The sequence below is a fragment of the Amaricoccus solimangrovi genome, assembly GCF_006385685.1.
Lineage (GTDB): Bacteria > Pseudomonadota > Alphaproteobacteria > Rhodobacterales > Rhodobacteraceae > Amaricoccus > Amaricoccus solimangrovi.
Genome location: NZ_VFRP01000009.1, coordinates 22,511 through 40,988 on the forward strand (window position 1 = coordinate 22,511; position 18,478 = coordinate 40,988).

Sequence of the window (18,478 nt, forward strand, 5' to 3'; positions counted from 1 at the left end):
ACTTCGGACAATTTCGGCGGTCCGCCCGGCGAAATCAAGTCACGCGAGACCTCACTCCATGCGCGGCGCAGCCAGACGGGTCAGGTGAATGGCGAGGCGAATCTTGCCCGCGGCGAATATACCCCCCTCGGCGCCGATCACCAGAGGCGTCTCAGCGTAGTAGCTGGTCGGGGAGCCCGACAGGCCTAGGAGGTAGGATCCCGCGGCGAGGCCCAGCCCCGTGCCATAGCGGTCACCCGCGGCGGACACACCCAGCCGCCAGCCCGTCATCGTGCCCTCGAGAGTCTCGAGAACCCTGCCCGTCACACCTGTTACCAGCGCGTTGGCCGGAATCCGCGCTTCCGTCTCGAGACTCGCCCCGGCGCCAAGCCTCTGATCGAATTCAAGGATCTCGCTCGTGGTGCGGGCGCCGCCTCTCGATACGCTGATCGCGTCGGATACCCACTCCGCCCCATCGTAGACGAGCCAGGCGGCGCGGGAGATGTGCCAGGCCCTCCATCCGGCGACGGGCGAGAGATAGACCCAGCCCCCGTTGCTCCAGACCGCGATCTGGCCGTGTCGCTCCGCCCAGGAAGCGCTCGCCGAGTCCGGAATCACATAACCCGCACCCTCCTCCGCGCTCGCGGGCGGCGTGCGAAGGTCATCGGCCAGCACTCTCATCTGGGTGACCGCGTCGAGGCGCGCGAGCGCCTCGTTCACAGTCACATGCTTTTGCGCCTGAGAGGGCGAGATCAAGGGTAGCGCCAGATTGGTAGTCTTAGCCATCAAGGGAAATCCTTTGATAGGGTCCTGGGCCAAACTGGTCAGAGACCTGCGCGACTTCGAAGACGAGCGGCCCCTCGGCGGAGTCGCGCTCCTGCTCCGCGAGAGTGTAGACGGCGGCGGTGGAGGTAACAGTGAACTCATGGACGAGCACGCCGCGACTCCGGACGCGCACGGCATAACGCTCGGAACTCTCTCCGAGCGGCACTTCCTCCCCCTGCCAGTTGTCCCCGTCGATTCGTGTCCGTCGAATCCAGTTCAGAACGATGTCTCCGTCGGACCGCCGACGCGCTCTCAGGTGCGCCGGCGCGTAGGGACGCAGTCCGATGGCGTCGAAAGCCCGTACGGAATGAACGAAACTCGGATGATCGTAAGGCCGCCCCGCGGGTCCGACGCGATAGTTCCGCGCAAGGCCCCTCGCGCTCAGCGCCAGATCGATCTGTGTCACCGCCGAGTCGAGCAGGACGAAATCACTTCCCGCGGGCCAGATCTCCGGCATTGTGCCATCGGTACCGGCCTGCCCCCGCAGCAGACCGGACAACCGGTATACCCCGTTCCCGATCAACTCCGCACCGAGGAACTGGATCACCTCCCAGTCATCCCCCGATGACCGAACCGCCGCCGCGTTCGCGCCATTGAGCACGTCCGACACGGATCTGCTTTGCAGCGCCCCCCGCCGAAGTCGCACATCGAGGCTCGCCGGCATCCACAGGCCCGCCTCCGCGCGCATGAGCGGACCGAGCGTCTCGCCGATCGTCGCGCGCTTCCGAAGCGTCCGGTTCAGCGTGTAGCCGCTGTCCTCGCTAGCCGAATAGACGGCGATTCCACCACCGGGCCCGCCGACCGCCGCGATGTGAGGCGCGTGCGGCACCTCCTCGCCCGTCAGAAGGGGAAGGTCCAGAAACTCGGCGTAGACGGGGGGCGGCGAGTCGATCACCGTCGGCGTATCGCGCGTGTCGGCAGTCCCACCGTTGACATATGCCTCGCGCTCGACTCGAACACCGTAGAGCCGCCTCGCGCCGGCGTCCTCGATCTTGTCGATCCGATAGAGCCGTTCGCCCGCCGCGCTGATCACGTTCAGCACGTCGCCCGGCTGAACGGCAAGTCTGGATGGGGACACGGCGAACTCGATCACCTCCTGGGCGATGAGACCCTCATGCAGCCAGCGATCCGCCACGGCCTGAGCCTGAGAGTCGCGAAACACGATCGCCGTCGATGACTGGGAGACGTTCGGCGCCGCCCCAGAGGCCGCCTCGACCGCGCCGGCCTGATAGTCCGCGTCGGCCTTGACGAATCCCACCGTCACACGGCCCACCGCCTCCGACGCCGGCGCCCGCGTGCGCGACAGGAGGGAAGACTCGCCGTCGTATGCGAAGTCCTCCTCGCTGACCGAGCAGACCGGCTGGCCATCGCGCGATACGAAGGCGAGCCCCTCGCCCGAGGCGTAACCGTCGAAGCCATAAGCCAGCATCAGGGGCTGCAGACTCTGGCGCGCGGATTCGACACTCTCGACCGTGTACCCCGTGACCCCACCGTGGAGCCTCGCAAGGTCGAGCGGGCGCGTCTCGCTCGCGATCTCCGCGACCACCTCGGCCAAGGAGACCAGCCCGGCGCGGCCGTTCAGCCAATGTCCGAGCGGATAGTTTCCCCCGTCCGCCCAGACCTCGAGCCGCGCGGGAAAATCGGGCCATGGGCGCGCATCCCAGGCCCAGACATGGGCGCGGCGCATCTCGACCATCCGCCCGTCGTAGATCCCGGATCGCGGATTGTTGGCCGGATCCGCCCAATGGGCGAACATCGCCTGCAGGTAGCGCTGCTGGATGAAATCGTCGCGCGCGCCATCGGAATGGTAGGGCAGGAAGCTTTCCGAGGATTTTGGATCGACGAAGACGTTCGGCTGGTTCGTCCCCTTGTCCACCGCCGGGCATCCGAGTTCCGTGAACCAGATCGGCTTCGAACGGGGCTGCCAGGCCGTCGGTTCGGGCTCCCTGACTCCCCCCGAACGGTCGTGGTGGGGGTTCGACCACCAGTTCAGGATATCCTTGCAGCGAAAGATCCAGTCTTCCCCCGCGGCGGTGTCGCGGATGGGCGTCCGCGATTGCGCCTCGCGGGCGCTTTCATCGGCGTAATACCAGTCGTAGCCTTCGCCGCCGGCGACGTTTCCGCGGAGATACCCGAGGTCGTAGATGGAGCCATGGGCCGCGTCCAGATGGTCGTCCCCCGCCCGCCAGTCCGACAGCGGCATGTAGTTGTCGATGCCGATGAAATCGATCTCCGGATCGCCCCAGAGTGGATCGAGATGGAAGTAGACATCGCCCGATCCGTCTTGGGGATGGTGCCCGAAATATTCCGACCAGTCGGCCGCGTAGCCTATTTTGACATCCGGCCCGAGCACCCGTCGCACATCCCGGGCCAGTTCGCGAAGCGCCGCCACGGCCGGATAAATGCCTTTCCCGGAACGGATCTGGGTGAGGCCACGCATCTCCGATCCGACGCAGAACGCATCCACTCCCCCCGCCAGCGCGCAGAGATGGGCGTAGTGCAGGATGAACCGGCGATATGACCATTCATCCGGCCCGCGGTACTGAACCGTTCCCCCGGAGATGTCGAAATGCTCGACCTGCGCGGTCCCGAAGAAGTTCGCGACCTCCGCGGCGGCGAGCGCGCTCTGGTCCGGGGAATTGTCCCGGCCCGGTGCGACCGAGAGTGTGATCCTTCCTCTCCACGGCACCGCCGGCTGTTCGGCCGCCATCGACCACGGATCGGGCAGACCGTTGCCCGGCAGGATATCCATCAGGATGAAGGGATAGAACATGACCGCCACGCCGAGGCCGCGCAGATGCTCGATCCCCTGGACCACCGCCGTGTCGGCCGGCGTGCCGCCGAACAGCGGACGGCCGTCCTTCCAGTTCACCACCTGCGCCTGATCGCGTCCCAGCCCGCCGACCCGCCAGGCCATCGTGGCATCCTCCGCCGCCTGCTCCACGGCGGGCCGCAACGCGCATGCGCCGCAGCGCAGATCGTTCCCGAACCAGCTCACGACGAGGGAGACCGAGCCGAGGTTGGGCAACTCCGCGACCATCTGCCCCGTGGAGGCGACAAGATCAGGAAGGCCGAGATCGTTGTGCGCGTTGAGGATTTCCACATCCCCCTTGCCCCGATCGAAGCTGACGATTTCCGTTGCCAGGGAATACTCCCCGGTCCCCGGCACGAGGGCGACACCCGCGATCTCATCCGCCGGATGCGGCGGCAGATCGACCCCCGCCGGACGCGGCGGGCGGCGGAAGACCTCGAAGTTCAGCTGGGGAATGCGGTTGCCGAACGGCGCCAGATCGAGATCCTCGAAGACGGCGTAGGCCGTGCCCCGGTAGGAGGGCGCGCCCGCGTCACCTTCGATCGCGGCGATCAACGGATCGGGCAACTGATCCTCGGTACCGGAATGAAGCCGCCAGTTGAGCAAGGACTGGTCGACCGGCTGGCCATCGGCCCAGATGCGCCCGATCCTGACGACGGGCCCCTCGCAGATCGCCAGGGCGAAACTCACGGTGTAGCCGTATTCCCGAACCTGCTGCCCGCCCTTGCCCCCGACGTTCGAGCTCGTCACCGTCTCGAGAAACCTGCTCGACCAGATCATCTGGCCGGCGACGCGGGTCCGTCCGAAAACCCGCGGCAGCGGCGCGCCCTCGGCGCCGCCCATGACGCGAAACCGCTCCACCTTGCCCGTCGCCACCGGCTCCGAGCCCAGACCCAGGAGCCGCTGGTCGATGAGCGAACCCAGCGTCGCTCCCGCGGCCTTTCCGAGCGCGGTCGCGGTGAGCCCCGCGATCGAGCCGCCGATACCTCCGCCCAGCGCGGCGCCGGTCGCCGCCAGTAACAACGTGGCCATCGGATCTCCTCAGCGCGGAAAACGGAATGCGCCGGCGACGCGGCGGCGCCAGGCGGGGGTCAGGGGCGACTCGACGACGCCGTGACCCGAATAGGCATGGATGAGCGTCTCGAACCCCCCCGGCGCGCGTCCCAGAATGCCGACGTGCTTCGCGAGCCCGCCTTCGATCATCCGAAGCACCAGGATGTCCCCCGGGGCCGCCTCCTCGCGCGCGACGGAGCGGAGGTTGCGACGGGCCGCGTTCAGCAGATCCTCGGGTCCCCCGGCTTCGGACCAGTCGGCGGTGTAGGGCGGAACCTCCTCGGGCTCCGCGCCGCGCACCTCGCGCCAGACGCCCCGGACCAGGCCAAGGCAATCCGCGCCCGCTCCGCGGCAACTCGCCTGATGCCGATAGGGCGTGCCGATCCAGAGGCGCGCGCGCGCGACGATCAGGTCTCCCTGAGCGCGGACTTCATCGTGAGCGGCTTCCGCCATCATGCACCTCCCCCTCCCTGGGATACGCCGTCACCCAATCCTCGCCGGGAATGTGCGGAAACCCTCTGAAGTTGAGGAAATTGCCGAATTTCGCGCGGCAGGTCGCGGCGAGCCCGTCGCAGCCCGCGATCACGACCGCCTCGTCGCCAGGCTCGGGCGTGAAGGCCGGTTCCTGCCAGAGAACGAGCAGGCGCCCCCCGGCTTCTACCGCGTCCACCTTCACCCGCCCCTCCAGTCCGACATTCGCGCCGCTCCGCCAGACAACGCGTCCGCCCGTGAACCAAGCCGCCTCGAAATGCCCGAGCTCCGCCAAGGACACCCTGGCGCCTTTCGCGTTCCGGACGCGCGCGACCGCCGAATGGGCCGCGTCCGAGACATCGACGCCGCACCGGGTATCGCCCAGGGTCGCGTCGCAGCGGCGGAGCAGGTTGCGGCCGACGGGAAGATTCAGCGCCTCCGCGGGTCCCCGCAACTCGACCTCGAACCCGCCATCCTTCCGGCTGATCTCGCCGAAGGTTCCCCGGAAGACCAGGATCCTCTGCTCCGGCGCGCGCCAGTTGACGAGCCAGTGCAGGACTTCCGCGCCATCGAACCGCCCTGCGCCGATATCGGCCTCCGTCACGCCCGCGTCCGTCAGGGCACCGATGACCGAGAGGTTGTCGACGCTGAGTCCGGTCGCGCTCTTCAGCGCGCTCGCGTCCATGCCGCTGCCGGCGCGGAACATCTGCCCCTCGAAGGACAGGTCGTCATCGTGATCGGTGAAACCGAAGGCCCTGCCATCCGCGCGCCGCGCCAGCCAGCATCGGCAGAGACTTGTCGCGCCGCCTTCCAGATGCGCCCGCAGCGCCGCGTCGAGGATCCGCATCAGACACGCACCTCGATCACCGGAACGCTCGGGATCTCGCCCGCCGCGAAGCCCGTCACGCTGACGGCGATCCGGTCCGTGTCGAAACGCACGGGAACGTCGAATTCGAACCCCGCGGTGACGAAGACCCCCTCCGTCGGCGCCTCGGCCAGCGTGACGAGGCCGCTCGCCGGATCGAGCGTGAACGCCTCCGCCACCAGCGTCTCGCCCGCCACCGCGACGCTCACGCTTCCCGCCACCGGCTTGCGGATCGGCCGGGCATAGGCGTCGGCGTCCGCGCCATAGCTCTTGGCAAGCGGGAACGCCCGCGTCACCCCGTCGCCGGTCCCGATCCGCTGGTCCGTGGCCGCGGGACGCGCCGAGGGCGCGCAGGACTTGAAATCCGCCCAGTCCTTCCAGCGGAATCCGTAAAGCTGGCCTCGCCGCGCCTCGAAGAAGGCGATCACTTCGGCGAGATCGTCCAGCGACCGCACCCCGAGGCCGGCGTCGTAGCGCCGCCGCGAATGCCGCCAGGGCGTGTTGCGCTCCTCGGCCCCGTTGCGGAGCGCGACGATCTCGGTGCGTCGCTCCGGCCCGCCGCTCGACCCCATCGACAGCGGCGCGGGAAACCGGACCTCGTGAAAATTCATGCTCGACCTCAGAGATTGCGCCGGCCGCGCTGGATGGCGCGACCCATTTCGGCCGCGACCTGCGTCCGCGACCGCTGGAACCCGGCGACATCGGGCGAGGTGATGTTCATCGTCACGTTCACGGCCCCGCCGCCACCCGCGCGCACGCCGAGCCGGCCATCCGCGCCGCGGGCCAGCGGCATGATCGCCTCCGGCCCCGCCTCGCCCATCAGCCCGGTCCCGCCCCGCATCGGAAAGGTCGTCGGCCGGTCGACCACGCCTCCCTGGGCGAAGGCGCTCACCCGGCCGCCATGAAACGCGCCACCCTTCGCGAAGCCGAGCAGGCCGCCGAGCGCGGACTGGACGGCGGAGCCGACGGAATTCCGCACCGGCGCGAGCGCCTGGTTCAGCGCGGCGCCGCTCAGGCTCCGGCCGATCCCCGCCAGCGCGTCGGAGAGTGACTCCCCGTCGAAGATCACACCCTCGAACGCCTGGCGCAGCGAGGTGGAGATCGAGCGTGACATGCCCGACGCCTCCCGGCCCGCGTCCTTCATCGTGCCGCCGACGCTCTCCATCTCCCGGCGGAAGGACGAGGCCACGCCCTCCAGACCGGACAGACTCCCTTCCAGCCCGATGAACTGCGCCTCGATCCGCGCGAGCTCGCTCTCATATTCCACTCTCTTGTCCCTCCTGAATTGGCGCGTCCCGCGCATCGGGAAAGCGCGCGAGGAGTTCGGCGAGACCGCGGCGGGTCAGCGCTTCGGGCCCCGCGCCATGCCCGGCGAGGAGCAGCAACTCGGCCGGCGTCAGCTCCCAGAAGTCCCCCGGCCTCAGCCGCAGATCCACGAGGCCGAGGCGGATCAGGCGCGGCCAGTCGATCCGCCTCACTGCCCGCCGTCCGGCTCGTCCCCCGGCAGCGTGAAGGTGAGCTTCAGCAGCCGCGCCGCCGCCTGCGCCGCGGCCAGCGGCCCGCCGTCGATCCGATGCTCGATCAGTTCCGCCTCATCCACGCGCCAGCCGCCGCCGTTCAGCCCTGCGGTCAGCAGCCCGATCAGGTCGCGGACCCGAAACGCGCCGTTCTCGAACCGCGCGATCATCTCGAGCAGCGAGTCGCATTCCAGCTTCGCCTCCAGCTCCGCCAGCGCGCCGAGCGTCAGGCGCATGACCCTCGGCGCGCCATCGACGCCGAGCGTGACCTCGCCACGATACGGATTGACCATCACAGCACCTCGAAACCGAGCGCCCCGGCCGAGGCGAGCGCGATCTCGTAGGTGGCCTCGCCATCGTGATCGCCCGCGTATTCCAGGCTCGTGATCTGGAACGGCCCCTCGACGACACCGAAATCGGGAATGATCACCTGAAAGCGCGGGATCTCGCCCGCGAAGAAGATCGCGCGGGCGCGTTCGTCCGTCGCCTCGTCGCGGAACACGCCGGAGCCGCTGATCGACGCGCTCCGGACGCCCGCGCCGCCGAGCAGTTCGCGCCAGCGCCCCTCGCTGCCGAGATGGGTCACGTCGACCGTGTCCGCGTTGAAGGTGATGCGCGAGGCCCGGAGCCCCGCGATGGTCTGGAATGCGCCTCCACCGGTCAGATCGAGCTTGAGAAGAAGGTCCTTGCCTCTCTGGGCCGCCATTGCTTTCGTCCTGTAATTGAGTGCCATCACGCGTCCTGATCGATGATCGCGCGAAACATCAGGGAGACGCGCCGCTTCTCCGGCGCCGCCGCGCGCTCGGCCGTGGCGCGCCGGAAGCTGATCGAGACCAGCTTGCCGTGCGCGAGCGAAAGCGGCGCGTCCACGAGCGCGGCGCAGACCGCCGCTGCGATCCGCTTCGCCGTCGCGAACCCGTCCTCGCCGGAATGCACGGTGACCGCGAAATCGTGCTCGGCGCCGGAGCTCGTCTTGGTGTCGAAGGGCCGGACCCGCTCCTCGCCGAGCGTCACATGGGCGAGCCGCGCCACCCGCGCCGGATCGGGCGGCGCGTCATAGACCGCCGCCCCGATCAGGGCCGCGAGCGCCGCGTCGGACACGAGCCGCGCATGGACCGCCGCCTGCAATCCCACTCCGAATGACAGGGTCATGACATCCGCCCCTCCTCGGCGATGATCTCGAGAAACCGGCCCCGAGGATCGGCCTCCGCCACGCTCACGATGTCGAAGATCCGGCTCCCTTCGCGAAAGCGCTGATCCGCCCGCGGCCGGGATCGCGCCCCCGGCGGGGCGCCGCGCACCAGAATGCGATAGGTCACACGCGCCTCGGTCCGTCCGGCGACGAAGGCCTCGCGGCCCCTGCGCGCCACGACGCTGGCCCAGAGCGTCCCGACGCCGATCCAGGTCACGGCGAAGCCGCCGCAGCCGTCGGGCACCCGCTCCGGCTCCTCGAGCACCAGCGCCCGGGTCAGGTCCGACACCCCGGTCACGCCGCGCCCCGTCCGATCCGGATCGCGCGATAGGCCTCGATCAGCATGAGCACGCCGAACGGGATCATCCTGCCCGACAGCGCCCCCTCGCCCCGGTTCTCGTGAAAATGCGCGGCGAGCAGGAAGACCGCCTGCCGCAGGTCGGCCGGCACATCGCCCCAGGCCGCGCCGTATCCGGCGACAAAGCGGATCTCGGCGCGCCCGCCGCGCGGGATCCGGGGCAGGTTGCGCCCGAACCGCCCGACCAGCCGCGGCCGCGCATCGTCGCGCATCAGCGACCAGCTTTCCGGGGCGACCTCGGCGCGGTCCTCCTCGCCCGTCAGCAGCGCCACCGATTCGACCGACCGGACGGGTGCCAGCGGCAGGGGCTGGCAGGCGTCGCTCCGCCAGTCGCTCACCGCCACCACGAAGGACCGCGCCAGCAGCGCGCGGCTGATCCGGGCCTCGATCGCCGCCATCGCCGAGCGCAGGTAGAGTTCCAGGATCGCATCCTGCGACCCGTCATCGGCGAAGCCGGACCCGAGTCTCAGGTGTTCCCCGAAGGCGCGGATCGGCATCGCCTCCCGGGATGGGGCGCTCACTTCGGTCAGGATCATCGGCATCTTCCTCGCTCGCGGTTCGGCAAGTCCCGGCAATGGGGGCGTCCCCGCGCTCCCCGGGCGGAAGGAGGAGCAGCGGCTGGTCGAGCGCGGGGACGTCCGGGCCGGCTTCCGGGGAAGCCGGCCCTTCGCGGCTCGGGCCTCAGGCCACCGCGAACCTCAGCAGCTTGATCGCGGCGAAGTCGCTGACATCGCCGCCGATCCGCTTGGTGGCGTAGAAGAGCACATGCGGCTTCGCCGAGAAGGGATCGCGCAGGATCCTGAGGTCCGGCCGCTCCGCGACGGTATAGCCGGCGCGGAAATCGCCGAAGGCGATCGCGTAGGCGTCCGGCGCGATATCCGGCATGTCCTCGGCGATCAGCACCGGATAGCCCATGAGCCGCGCGGGCTCGGCCGCCGCCAGCCCGTCCGACCACAGGAACCGCCCGTCCGCGTCCTTCATCTTCCTGACCGCGCCCGCGGTCTTGGAATTCATCACGAAGGTCGCGTTCGCCCGGTACCGCGCGCCGAGCGCGTAGACCAGATCGACGATCGCATCCGCCGGATCGCTCGCGAGGAAATCGCCATCCGCGCCGGTCGGAACGTAGCCGAGCGAACCCCAGGCCCAGAGATCGTTGTCGACCTTGGGATAGTTCAGCACCCCCGTCGGCTTGTCGACCCCGTCGCCGTTGAGGAAGGCCTGCGCCTCGGCGCGGCTGAACTTGTCCGCGATCCGCTGCGCGAGCCAGCCTTCGACGTCGAAGGCCGAGTCGTCCAAGAGCCGCTGCGACGCCTTCGGCAGCGCCGAGAGCTCATGCAGCGGGATCGAGATCCGGTCCACCTGCGGCGTGCCGGTCTCGGTCCGCTCGGCGGTCTCCGTCGCCCAGCCCGCGCCCGCCTCGGTATGATCGACCAGCACATCGAAGGCGCTCGCCTCGACGCTCACCACGTTGGCGATCGCCCGGATCGAGGCGGTCGAGCGCAGCACGCCGACGATCTCGGCGGCCGTCTGCGGATCGATCAGATAGCCGCCATCCGCCGCCACCGCGCTCGACATCGCCTTGCCTTCGAGCGCGAGCCCCCGCAGACCGTCGTCGTCGCCGGTGCGGAGGTAGGCCGCGAAGGCCTTCTTGTGCGGGATCTCCGCCTCGGCGGAACGCGAGAGATGGGGCCGGGAGAGCGCGATGGATTGCCGGTCGAGCATGGCGAGCTGAGCTTCCTGTTCCTTGAGCTTCGATTTGATTTCCGACTGGAAGGCGGCGAATTCGCCGAGGAACCCCGTGAGGGCGGCCTTCACCTCACCCCGCGGGTCCCTCGCGCCCGGCACCTCGGCCCGGGACTTGAACTCAGGTGTCTGCATCGCGCTCACTTCCTTGATGTTGATCCCGCCGGCCCTCACGCCAGCATCTCCCGCGCCGCCCGCAGGCTCTCGACCAGCGTGAGCGCCAGATCCTCCTCGGCCGTCCCGGCCTCGGCCGCCCCGGCCTCTACCCCCGCGCGCACCCGCGCCTCCGGCAGCATCGGGAAGGTGACGAGCGACACTTCCCAGAGCTCCACCTCATGCAGCACCCGACCCCCCGCCGACTTCTCCGCGGTGAGCGTCCGATAGCCGATCGAGAGCCCGTCGATCGCACCCGCGCGCAGGAGCGCGAGCGCCTCGCGCGCGGCCTGCACCTCGGTCAGCAGCCGCCCCCGCACGAAGAGCCCGCGCCCGTCCTCGCGCACCTCGTCCCAGACGCCGATCGGCCGCGCCGGATCGTGCTGCCACAGCATCTTCACCCTGCCGCCCGCCGCGGCGAGCCGGCCGAGCGACGCGCCGTAGGCGCCCGCCGCGACCACGTCGCCGCCCTGGTCCGTCGCGCCGAACAGGCTCGCATAGCCCGCGATCTCCGCGCCCTCGCCGAGGCCCAAATCGCCGCCGAACCGGGCGAACTTGGTCTCGAGCGCGCCCTGCAATCCGAAATTCATGCTTCCTCCTCAGGAACCCGCGATGTTCAGGAGCCCGTAGGCGATGTCGGCGAGGATCAGCGAAGCCGCGCCATAGACCGCGACCCAGATCCGCCGCTCGAGCCGGTCGATCCCGACCTCGATCTGCACGAGCCGGCGCTCGAGCTGCGCCCAGCGCTCCTCCGCGATCCGCTCGTTCACCTCGATCCGGGCCGAGGCCACGTCGAAGGGCTCGTAGAGAAAGCGCGAGCCGCCGCCCCGGGCCGTCGCCGCCTGCCGCATCACGCCTCCCTCGCGGCCGGCAGGCCGAGCATCAGCCGCTTCTCCGCCTCGCTCAGGAAATCCGCCGCGACGATCCGCGCCCAGAGCGCCTCGCGCTCCGCCGAGAGCGCCGGCACATTGTCCTCGTCGACGCGAAGCTGGAACGCCGCGCCGTAGAAGCCCGGCAGCCAGGACGACAGCGCCGCCAGCGTCTTCGCCACCATCGGCAGCACCGTCAGCCGGTAGAAGGCCCGGTGCGCTTCCTGATAGTTCGCATATGTGTTGTCCCCCGGCAGGCCGAGCAGCATCGGCGGCACCCCGAAGGCGAGCGCGATGTCGCGCGCGGCCGCCTCCTTCGTCCGGTGGAACTCCATGTCCGAGGGCGAGAAGCCCATCGGCTTCCAGTCGAGCCCGCCCTCGAGCAGCATCGGCCGTCCGGCGTTGCGCGCCCCCTGATGATGGTTCTCGAGCTCGTCGATCAGCCGCGAATACTGCTCCTGTCCCAGCGCCCCCATCCCGTCCGCGCCGCGATAGACGATCGCCCCCGAGGGCCGCGCCGCGTTGTCGAGCAGCCCCTTCGACCAGGCGCCCGCGGAATTGTGCACGTCGACCGCGCTCGCCGCCGCCCTGAGCGGCGTCAGCCCGTAATGATCGTCGGTCGGATGGAAGCTCCGCACATGCAGGATCGGCGGATGATCCCCACCGCGCATGTCGAACACATGCTTGCGCGCGCCCAAGCTGTATTCATAGGCGACCGGCCAGCCATCGGCCCCCGGCACCACGCTCATCCGGTCCGAGCGGAGGCAGTAGAGCTCGCGCGGCCCGCCCGAGGCGTGCCTTCCCGCCGCCTCCAGATAGGCGTCCCCGGTCAGCAGCAGGTTGCCGTAGAACATTTCGAGCAGCGCCGCGCCGCCCTGCCCCGGATTCGGCGCCGCGATCAGGTCGAGCACCGGATGGACGTCGAACCGGCGATCGACGTCCTGCGCGATCACCGGCACCGCCGCCGCCGCCTCGGCGATCAGCTTGACGCAGCGATGTCCGACCGGATTGTCGAGAAACCCGATCCGCGTCAACGTGCCGTTGTCGCGGGCCGACCATGCGACCCGCCCCGCGCCCTGGAACGCGATCAGAGGCGCCGCCGCCGAGGCCTTCGCCTCCGGCGCCGCCTCGGCGCGCGCGCGAAAGATTTGCAAGACCATGAAGCCCGCTCCCGAATTGTCATGAACCCGTAGGGCGGACCTCGGTCCGCCCGCGCTCGCGCCACCCAACCGTAGGGCGGACCTCGGTCCGCCATCCCGCCCGCCGTAGGGCGGACCTCGGTCCGCCATCCCCGCCGCCTCAGAGCCGCCGCACCCGCGGGTTCCGCCAGCCCTCGGCCGGGTCGATCATGAGTTCCGTCATCGCCCAGACCAGCGCGTCGACCCGGTCCGGACTGCCCCGGCCGGTGAACCCCGCGGCGCTCATCGCCCGCATCTGGTCCTCGAGCGCCGGAAAGGCGCCCCGATGCAGGATCCGCCCCTGTTCGTAGAGCGCCGCGACCGGCTCCGCCCGCGCCGCCTTGCCCCGCGAGGCCCTGACCCCGCGATAGGACACCAGCGGATCGATCTGGCGCACCACCGTCGCGACCAGGTCTCCGCCCTGGTTCACCTCCGCGATCAGCCGGTCCGCCCTGAACCGGTGGTAGAGTTCCACCGCCCGCGCCGCCCAGGTGGTGGGCGTCGCACCCTTCAGGCTGCCGTCGAAGATCACCTCGCCGATCCAGTCCTTCGGCGCGCCGCCCTGGGCCACCCCCGCGACGATGATCCCGCATTCGTCGGCCTCCTCCCCGGCGCTGACCGGCGGATCGACCGCGACCACGACGCGGCTGAGCTCCAGCGGCCGCGGCACCCGCGCCGCCTCCAGCATCGGCCAGGTCCAGAGCGCGCCCTCCGCGTCGTTCGGCATCACCCCGTCGAGCTCCTGCCGCCCGAGCCGGCCGCCGGCGTAGCGCCGCGTCACCGTCTCGAGAAAGCTCCTCGCGAGATGCATCCGGTTCGCCTCGGTCGGCGCATGGGTCGAGACCGTCTCCGCGTCGTCAAGGAGCGCGCGCAGGAGCGCGTTGTTGCGCGGCGTCGTCGTCACCAGCTGCCGCGGCCGGAGCCCGAGCCGGAGCCCGAACTGCAGCATGTCCCAGGTCGCCTGTCCCTTCGGCCATTTCGCGAGCTCGTCGCTCCAGGCGCAGTCGAACTGCGGCCCCCGCAGGCTCTCGGGATCGCTCGCCGAGAAGATCCGCGCCTCGGCTCCGTTCGGCCAGACCAGCCGCCGGCGCGTCGCCTGCCATTCCGGACGCCGGTCCGGAGGCGAGCAGTTGAGGATCCCGGATTCCCCGAAAACCATCACGTCGCGCGCCTGGTCGAGCGTCTCCGCCACCAGCGCCACGCGTTCGCACTCGCCCGGATCCGCCGGGCGCGCGCCTTCGACGCGGGCGCGGATCCACTCCGCGCCCGCGCGTGTCTTGCCCGCGCCGCGCCCGCCGAGGATCACCCAGGTGGTCCAGTCGCCCGCGGGGGGCAGCTGGTGCCCCGCGAGCGCCCAGTGCTCGAAGAGCCAGGGCAGCGCGGAGAGCGCGTTCGGGGACAGCCCGTCGAGAAAGGCCTCGCGCTCAGCCGCGCTCAGACCAGAGAGCAAGTCGCGCAAGGATTTCCGCGCGCGCGGCGTCGAGGTCGAGCTCTCCGCCCGCCCCGTCCCTTCTGCTTCTTTCGTCAAGACCCGCCTCGATGTCGAGCACGGCTCGCAGCGCGGTTCCATGTGCCCGGATCAGGGCCTCGTCCCGCCAGCCGCCGCCGGGCTCCCACCCGGCACCGTGCGCGATCCGACCGTGAAGCGCCACGGTGAGATCACGATACAATACTCGCGCGCGCCCGAGCAGATCGCCCGGCGCCGCCGATTCATCAGCTGAGATTGTCATGTGATAGTCGCCCTGGCTGCTCCGCCCGGGCCGAAACGAAAACGGCGGCGCACGCCATTCCGCGTGCCCGCCGTCGCATTTCTACCAGCTTGCCCGAAGGTATACCCTGGAGCGTTCGCCGCGTCAAGAACTAAATCTGAGGTTGTGCGATTTTCCCGCGCGCCTCAGTCGCTCGCCGGTTGCGCCGCCCGCCGCTGCTCCGCCTCGATCCGCCGCCAGGCCGCCACGTTCCGGTTGTGCTCGCTCAGCGTCGCCGAGAAGACATGCCCGCCGGTGCCGTTCGCCACGAAGTAGCGCATGTCGCCCTCCGCCGGATGGGCCGTCGCCTCGATCGCCGCCTCGCCGGGATTGGCGATCGGCGTCGGCGGCAATCCCTGGATCAGGTAGGTGTTGTAGGGCGTCGGCTTCGCAAGCTCGCTCGCCCTGAGGCCCCGGCCCAGCGTCTCCTTGCCGAGCGTCAGCCCGTAGATCACCGTCGGGTCGGTCTGCAGCCGCATCCCCTCCCTCAGCCGGTTCTCGAAGACCGAGGCCACCATCGCCCGCTCCTCCGGCAGGCCGGTCTCCTTCTCGACGATCGAGGCGAGGATCAGCAGTTCCTCCGGCGTCCTGAGCGGCAGGCCCTGCTCGCGGTTCGCCCAGGCCTCGGCCAGGATCCTGTCCTGCCGCGCCCGCATCCGGTCGATCAGCGACTGCCGCGTGTCGCCGCGCTGGAAATCGTAGCCCGCCGGCGCCAGCGAGCCCTCCCCGGGCAGTTCCGCGACCTCGCCCGACAGGTCGTCGCGGTTGTTCAGCATCTCGACGACCTGCCAGCTGGTCCAGCCCTCCGGCACGATGACCTGACGCACGACATTGCCGCCCCGGTTCATCAGTTCGAGGATGTCCTTCATCGAGGCCCCGGGCGGGATCTGGTATTCCCCGTACCGCAGCCCCTGATCGAGCTTCGAATAGCGCGCCGCCACGCGGAAGATCGTGTCGTTGCGGATCGCTCCCTCGGAGCGCAGCTTCGCCGCGACGCTCGAGAGCCCCTCGCCCCGGTCGACCTCCATCACCAGCGGCTCGGTCAGCGGGCCGGGGGCGGCGTATTGCCGCTGCCCCCAGACGATCGCGCCGAGGAGCAGCGCGAGCGCGACGATCAGGATGGTCAGCGCGTTGGCGGCGATGTGGCGGAACATGCGGCGCGCCTAGGCCATCCGGCGCAGGACCAGCGACGCGTTGGTGCCGCCGAAGCCGAAGGAATTCGACAGCGCGATGTCGATCTCGCGCTCCACCGCCGCCTTGGGCGCCAGATCGATCGGCGTCTCCACGCTCGGATTGTCGAGGTTGAGCGTCGGCGGCGCCACCTGGTCGCGCAGCGCCAGCACGCAGAAGATCGCCTCGATCGCCCCCGCGGCGCCGAGGAGATGCCCGGTCGCCGATTTGGTCGAGGACATCGTCACCTTGCTCGCCGCGTTTCCGAGCAGCCGCGCCACCGCGCCGAGCTCGATCTCGTCGCCGAGCGGCGTCGAGGTGCCATGCGCGTTCACGTAGTCGACATCCGCCGGCGCGATCCCGGCATCCCTGAGCGCCGCCGCCATCGCGCGGTAGCCGCCGTTGCCGTCGGGCGCCGGCGAGGTGATGTGATAGGCGTCGCCCGACAGGCCGTAGCCGATCACCTCGGCGTAGATCTTCGCGCCCCGCGCCTTCGCATGCTCGTATTCCTCGAGGACGACGATCCCCGCGCCCTCGCCCATCACGAAACCGTCGCGATCCCTGTCATAGGGCCGGCTCGCCTTCTCGGGCGTGTCGTTGAACCCGGTCGAGAGCGCCTTGCAGGCCGCGAAACCCGCGATGCCGATCTCGCAGATCGCAGCCTCGGCGCCGCCCGCGATCATCACGTCGGCGTCGCCGTACCCGATCATCCGCGCCCCGTCGCCGATCGCATGCGCGCCGGTCGAACAGGCCGTCACCACCGAATGGTTCGGTCCCTTGAACCCGTACCTGATCGAGACCTGGCCCGAGCAGAGATTGATGAGGCTGCCCGGAATGAAGAAGGGCGAGACGCGCCTGGGCCCCTTCTCCTTCAGCGTGATCGCGGTCTGGGCGATGTTGTCGAGCCCGCCGATCCCCGAGCCGATGATGACCCCGGTCCGCTCGCGCTCCGCCTCGTCCTCGGGCATCCAGCCGGAGTCCTCGATCGCCTGCTGGGCGGCCGCCATCGCGAACAGGATGAAATCGTCGACCTTGCGCTGCTCCTTCGGCGCCATCCAGTCGTCGGCGTTGAACGTTCCCCCGGTCCCGTCGCCGCGGGGAACCTCGCAGGCGATGTCGCAGGCGAGATGGCTCGCGTCGAACCGCGTGATCTTGCCCGCGCCGGACTGGCCCGCGACGAGCCGCTTCCACGTCTCCTCCACCCCGCAGGCCAGGGGCGTGACCAGGCCAAGACCGGTGATAACCACGCGCCGCTTCGTCATTTTCGCGCCCTCTTCCCGTTTCGCGACCGTTTATCCCGAAGCCCGCGGAGCGACAAGCCCACCCGCTCATACGAAAACGGCGCCCGGGAAGTTCCCCGGACGCCGTCGCTCCGAACCGGAACGATCGATCAGGAATTCGCGGTGATGAACTTGACCGCGTCGCCGTAGGTCTGGATCGTCTCGGCCGCGTCGTCCGGGATCTCGATGCCGAATTCTTCCTCGAACGCCATCACGAGCTCGACCGTGTCGAGGCTGTCCGCGCCCAGGTCGTCGATGAACGAGGCATTGTCGGTAACCTTCGACTCGTCCACGCTCAGATGTTCCACGACGATCTTTTTGACGCGCTCTGCGATATCGCTCATTGTCTCTTCCTCTTTGGATCCCGGTCCGGGATTCTTGCCGTCCGTTTCCGATCCCCGGCCCGATCCGCCGCTTCGCGCCGGTCCGAAGGTCGCGTAAACCTCGTCGCGCGCTATAGCATAACCGTGAGCCGCCGCAAACGCTAATGCGGGCGGCCCCCGGCGCCGCCGAACGGTGCCTAAATCATGGCCATTCCACCATTTACGTGCAAGGTCTGCCCCGTCACGTAAGCCGCCTCGGCCGAGGCGAGATAGACCACCGCCGCCGCGATCTCCTCCGCGCTCCCCATCCGTCCGGCCGGGATGCCGCCGAGGATCCGCCCGCGCTGCTCCTCGTTCAGCGCGTCCGTCATCGCCGTGGCGATGAAGCCGGGCGCCACGCAATTCACCGTCACCCCCCGGCTCGCGACCTCCTGGGCGAGGCTCTTCGACATGCCGATCACGCCGGCCTTGCTCGCCGCGTAATTGGCCTGGCCGGGATTGCCGGTGACGCCGACGACCGAGCTGATGTTGACGATCCGCCCCCAGCGCGCCTTCATCATGCCCCTCAGCACGCCGCGCGAGAGCCGCATCACGCTGGTGAGGTTGACCGCGATCACGCGCGCCCAGTCCTCGTCGGACATGCGCATGAAAAGCTGGTCGCGCGTGACGCCGGCGTTGTTGATCAGGATATCGACGCCGCCCAGCGCCTCGGCCGCCCGTTTCGGCAGCGCCTCGACCGCCTCCGCGTCGGAGAGATCGCAGGGCAGCACCGCCGCCTCCCCGATCTCGCCCGCGAGCGCCTCGAGCGGCGCGACCCGCGTGCCCGAGAGCGCGAGTTTCGCGCCCTGGCCCGCCAGCGCCTTCGCCACCGCGCCGCCGATCCCGCCCGAGGCGCCCGTCACCAGCGCCGTCTTTCCCGTCAAGTCGAACATGCTCTCTCCC

Annotated in this window: 22 protein-coding genes; all 22 read right to left on the reverse strand. The window is 69.8% G+C overall.

Annotation, left to right across the window (positions count from 1 at the left end; all coding sequences use genetic code 11):
• Positions 1 to 51: 51 nt before the first annotated feature.
• Positions 52 to 765, reverse strand: a complete 714-nt coding sequence (locus FJM51_RS10675; protein WP_140454130.1) for a DUF2793 domain-containing protein — start codon at positions 763 to 765, stop codon at positions 52 to 54.
• Positions 758 to 4,648, reverse strand: a complete 3,891-nt coding sequence (locus tag FJM51_RS10680) for a baseplate multidomain protein megatron (protein WP_140454131.1) — start codon at positions 4,646 to 4,648, stop codon at positions 758 to 760. Before FJM51_RS10680 ends, FJM51_RS10675 begins: the two co-directional genes overlap by 8 nt.
• 9 nt (positions 4,649 to 4,657) lie before the next feature.
• The gene (locus FJM51_RS10685) at positions 4,658 to 5,122 is read right to left on the reverse strand and encodes an NlpC/P60 family protein (protein ID WP_140454132.1); all 465 of its coding nucleotides are present in this window, start codon (positions 5,120 to 5,122) and stop codon (positions 4,658 to 4,660) included.
• A complete protein-coding gene (locus FJM51_RS10690; RefSeq protein WP_140454133.1) occupies positions 5,100 to 5,987 on the reverse strand; it encodes a phage/gene transfer agent baseplate hub protein in 888 nt (295 codons plus the stop codon). The genes FJM51_RS10685 and FJM51_RS10690 overlap by 23 nt, the downstream gene beginning before the upstream one ends.
• On the reverse strand, positions 5,987 to 6,616 hold the full coding sequence (locus FJM51_RS10695; RefSeq protein WP_140454134.1) for a DUF2460 domain-containing protein: 630 nt from the start codon (positions 6,614 to 6,616) through the stop codon (positions 5,987 to 5,989). The genes FJM51_RS10690 and FJM51_RS10695 overlap by 1 nt, the downstream gene beginning before the upstream one ends.
• An 8-nt stretch (positions 6,617 to 6,624) precedes the next feature.
• Positions 6,625 to 7,272 (reverse strand): RcGTA-type gene transfer agent tail tape measure protein, encoded by a 648-nt coding sequence (locus FJM51_RS10700; RefSeq protein WP_140454135.1) that lies wholly within the window; start codon positions 7,270 to 7,272, stop codon positions 6,625 to 6,627.
• Positions 7,262 to 7,483: a rcc01693 family protein gene (locus FJM51_RS10705; protein ID WP_140454136.1), complete on the reverse strand. Its 222-nt coding sequence runs from the start codon at positions 7,481 to 7,483 to the stop codon at positions 7,262 to 7,264. Before FJM51_RS10705 ends, FJM51_RS10700 begins: the two co-directional genes overlap by 11 nt.
• Positions 7,480 to 7,815 carry a gene transfer agent family protein gene (locus FJM51_RS10710; protein WP_140454137.1) on the reverse strand — a complete coding sequence of 112 codons (336 nt, stop codon included), beginning with the start codon at positions 7,813 to 7,815 and terminating at the stop codon, positions 7,480 to 7,482. Before FJM51_RS10710 ends, FJM51_RS10705 begins: the two co-directional genes overlap by 4 nt.
• A complete protein-coding gene (locus FJM51_RS10715; protein ID WP_140454138.1) occupies positions 7,815 to 8,228 on the reverse strand; it encodes a phage major tail protein, TP901-1 family in 414 nt (137 codons plus the stop codon). Before FJM51_RS10715 ends, FJM51_RS10710 begins: the two co-directional genes overlap by 1 nt.
• A gap of 26 nt (positions 8,229 to 8,254) precedes the next feature.
• Positions 8,255 to 8,674 carry a DUF3168 domain-containing protein gene (locus tag FJM51_RS10720; protein WP_140454139.1) on the reverse strand — a complete coding sequence of 140 codons (420 nt, stop codon included), beginning with the start codon at positions 8,672 to 8,674 and terminating at the stop codon, positions 8,255 to 8,257.
• Positions 8,671 to 9,012 (reverse strand): phage head closure protein, encoded by a 342-nt coding sequence (locus tag FJM51_RS10725; RefSeq protein WP_233713071.1) that lies wholly within the window; start codon positions 9,010 to 9,012, stop codon positions 8,671 to 8,673. Before FJM51_RS10725 ends, FJM51_RS10720 begins: the two co-directional genes overlap by 4 nt.
• Complete coding sequence (locus tag FJM51_RS10730) at positions 9,009 to 9,608, reverse strand: head-tail connector protein (protein ID WP_140454140.1); 600 nt, start codon at positions 9,606 to 9,608, stop codon at positions 9,009 to 9,011. The genes FJM51_RS10725 and FJM51_RS10730 overlap by 4 nt, the downstream gene beginning before the upstream one ends.
• A 145-nt stretch (positions 9,609 to 9,753) precedes the next feature.
• Positions 9,754 to 10,950 carry a phage major capsid protein gene (locus tag FJM51_RS10735; RefSeq protein ID WP_140454141.1) on the reverse strand — a complete coding sequence of 399 codons (1,197 nt, stop codon included), beginning with the start codon at positions 10,948 to 10,950 and terminating at the stop codon, positions 9,754 to 9,756.
• 35 nt (positions 10,951 to 10,985) lie between these two features.
• The gene (locus FJM51_RS10740; RefSeq protein ID WP_140454142.1) at positions 10,986 to 11,558 is read right to left on the reverse strand and encodes an HK97 family phage prohead protease; all 573 of its coding nucleotides are present in this window, start codon (positions 11,556 to 11,558) and stop codon (positions 10,986 to 10,988) included.
• 9 nt (positions 11,559 to 11,567) lie between these two features.
• Complete coding sequence (locus tag FJM51_RS10745; RefSeq protein ID WP_140454143.1) at positions 11,568 to 11,819, reverse strand: GTA head formation protein, RCAP_rcc01685 family; 252 nt, start codon at positions 11,817 to 11,819, stop codon at positions 11,568 to 11,570.
• On the reverse strand, positions 11,819 to 12,997 hold the full coding sequence (locus tag FJM51_RS10750) for a phage portal protein (RefSeq protein WP_140454144.1): 1,179 nt from the start codon (positions 12,995 to 12,997) through the stop codon (positions 11,819 to 11,821). Before FJM51_RS10750 ends, FJM51_RS10745 begins: the two co-directional genes overlap by 1 nt.
• A gap of 139 nt (positions 12,998 to 13,136) precedes the next feature.
• A complete protein-coding gene (locus tag FJM51_RS10755; RefSeq protein WP_306419429.1) occupies positions 13,137 to 14,465 on the reverse strand; it encodes a DNA-packaging protein in 1,329 nt (442 codons plus the stop codon).
• On the reverse strand, positions 14,440 to 14,745 hold the full coding sequence (locus FJM51_RS24385; protein ID WP_233713078.1) for a hypothetical protein: 306 nt from the start codon (positions 14,743 to 14,745) through the stop codon (positions 14,440 to 14,442). Before FJM51_RS24385 ends, FJM51_RS10755 begins: the two co-directional genes overlap by 26 nt.
• Positions 14,746 to 14,909: 164 nt before the next feature.
• A complete protein-coding gene (gene mltG / locus FJM51_RS10760; protein WP_140454146.1) occupies positions 14,910 to 15,917 on the reverse strand; it encodes an endolytic transglycosylase MltG in 1,008 nt (335 codons plus the stop codon).
• A 9-nt stretch (positions 15,918 to 15,926) separates the two neighbouring features.
• Positions 15,927 to 17,195: a beta-ketoacyl-ACP synthase II gene (fabF, locus tag FJM51_RS10765; RefSeq protein ID WP_140454147.1), complete on the reverse strand. Its 1,269-nt coding sequence runs from the start codon at positions 17,193 to 17,195 to the stop codon at positions 15,927 to 15,929.
• Positions 17,196 to 17,323: 128 nt separating this feature from the next.
• Complete coding sequence (locus tag FJM51_RS10770; RefSeq protein ID WP_140454148.1) at positions 17,324 to 17,557, reverse strand: acyl carrier protein; 234 nt, start codon at positions 17,555 to 17,557, stop codon at positions 17,324 to 17,326.
• Positions 17,558 to 17,733: 176 nt separating this feature from the next.
• On the reverse strand, positions 17,734 to 18,468 hold the full coding sequence (gene fabG, locus FJM51_RS10775; RefSeq protein WP_140454149.1) for a 3-oxoacyl-[acyl-carrier-protein] reductase: 735 nt from the start codon (positions 18,466 to 18,468) through the stop codon (positions 17,734 to 17,736).
• Between the last annotated feature and the right edge of the window lie 10 nt (positions 18,469 to 18,478).